Consider the following 2117-nt stretch of genomic DNA (forward strand, 5'->3'; position numbering starts at 1 on the left):
CCGAATAGAGCCTTGAATCAATCGCACTGAAGTGGCCTTGTTGGGTGTCGGTGGAGAAGCCTCGTAACTCCTTCATCTCACACTCGCAGGGCCATTTCAATGTCCGGCCTTCACCTCAATACGACGGATTGGAGCTAGCTCATGTCGTAGTCCTCGAGGGTCGGCCTCTCCATTTCCTCCGTGAAACGGTCGAAGGTCCACGGCCAGGCTGCCGGAATGCCGTCGGCGTCGAGGTACCAGCTCCGGCAGCCGGAGGCCCAGATCGTCTTCTTGGCGGCCTCGACCCGTTCGGCGTCGAAGCGCTCCGTTGCGGACTGCGAGGCGCAGAGCTCCTTGCATGAGCCGGATCGAACCTGGTCGATCAGCTGCATGATGTAGGAAAACTGCATCTCCGCGACATCGATCAGGGAGAAGTTTCCGACGGGCCCATAAGGCCCATTCAGCATGAAGAAGTTCGGAATGTCGGGAATGGAGATCGCCTTGTACGCAAACGGCCCCTTCTCCCACATGTCGGCGAGGCGCTTGCCGTCTCGCCCCACGATCTCCATCGGTCGCATGAAGCGATCGGGCTGGAACCCGGTCGCCAGGACCAGGACGTCGAGCTCGTGCAGTCGACCGTCCACGGTCCGCACCCCGGATTCCTCGATCCGCTCGATTCCCTCGGTGACGAGCTCCGCGTTGGGATGTTGGATCGCATCGTAGAAGTTCTCCGACATGATCAGGCGCTTGCACCCCGCCCGGTAGTCGGGACGCAGCTTCTCCCGCAGCACGGGATCCTTCACGTTGTCGTCGAGATTCTGCTGACAGAGGGTCTGGACCGCCAACAGCCCGGGGGAGTCGACCTCGTGCAGGATGTTGGCGAAGCCGTCGATGAACGCGCGCGTGACATCGTCTCGGATCTGCTTGATGGCCCCAGGGTCCTTCCGGAACTCGGCCTTCTCCTCTTCGGTGTAGGCCGGGTTCTCGATCGGCATGATCCACTGCGGGGTACGCTGGAAGAGCGAGAGCTTCGCCACCTTGTCCACCAGTGCACCGGTGATCTGGGTGGCAGTCGAGCCCGTGCCGATCACGCCGACGCGCTTGCCTTCGAGGGGCACTTCGTGGTTCCAGCGCGCGCTGTGGAAGCATGCACCGCCGAAGGAATCGAGACCTTCGATTTCGGGGGTCGCGGGGTGGTGGAGAACTCCGGTGGCAGCAATGACGAAGTCTCCCGCGTCCGTGGAGCCGTCGGACATCTCGATCTTCCAGCGGCCGTCCACGAACTCGCAGCGGGTGATCTCTTTGCGGAACTGGATTCGCGAGTCGACGCCGTAGCGGTGGGCGACATCCTCGAAGTAGGCCTGAATCTCGGCTCCGGGGGGGTGGCGGTGGGTCCACTCGGGGTTGGAGGCGAAGGTGTAGCAGTACATATGCGACGGAACGTCGCAGGCGATTCCCGGATACTCGTTCTCTCGCCACGTGCCGCCCAGGCGATCGGCCTTCTCGTAGATCACATAGTCGTCGAGCCCGGCCTCCTGGAGCTTGATCGCGCTCAGGATTCCAGACATTCCCGCCCCCATGATGATGAAGCGGAAGTCGTTCGACGCTGAAGCGGTGGTCATGGCTCTTCTCCAAAGGCTGTGGGCAGGCAGAATGATCGCCCTGCATCGAGATCGTCCCCGGCGCGCCGTGAAGGATAGAGGCCCAGCCCCACGACAGCCCGGCCCGATCCGGTCGCAATTCTGAGCAATCCTGGCCAGCGGTGAGGAGGCTCTCCGGCACTTGCACGAGGGGCTCTCGAAGCCATTCACGTCGATGGGGCCGGGCCGTAGGGGCTCACGAAGCCGCAGTGGCTACCGCCCTCCACGATCGTCTGGCCACGGCTGTTCTCTACGCTGTGACGCAACCGATCGAGGTCGACATCACGGACATCGTCATCCGACTGCCGAGAGCGATGCCCTGCCACGCTAGCCAGTCGGGTCTTTCTGAGATCGGCATTAGCCTGAACTATGCACGAAAGTTGGCTGAGAACCTGGCTTTCCACGGTTTCGGCGTGCCGCGCGGCGATTGACGCTGACGGATTTCGTTTTGGGTGGTCGATGCCCATTCCGTGGCGAGAATTTGGGGCGTGCCTCGGC

General features: G+C 62.4%; 2 protein-coding genes. One reads left to right on the forward strand and one right to left on the reverse strand.

Going from position 1 to position 2117, the window contains the following annotated elements:
• Positions 1 to 134: 134 nt before the first annotated feature.
• Positions 135 to 1601, reverse strand: coding sequence for an NAD(P)/FAD-dependent oxidoreductase (locus GY937_16580; GenBank protein MCP5058320.1), 1467 nt, complete (start codon positions 1599 to 1601; stop codon positions 135 to 137).
• Positions 1602 to 1828: 227 nt separating this feature from the next.
• Between GY937_16580 and GY937_16585 the strand changes: the two genes are divergently transcribed.
• A complete protein-coding gene (locus tag GY937_16585; protein MCP5058321.1) occupies positions 1829 to 2050 on the forward strand; it encodes a hypothetical protein in 222 nt (73 codons plus the stop codon).
• Positions 2051 to 2117: the final 67 nt, after the last annotated feature.

It is taken from the genome of bacterium (assembly GCA_024228115.1).
Classification (GTDB): Bacteria; Myxococcota_A; UBA9160; order UBA9160; family UBA6930.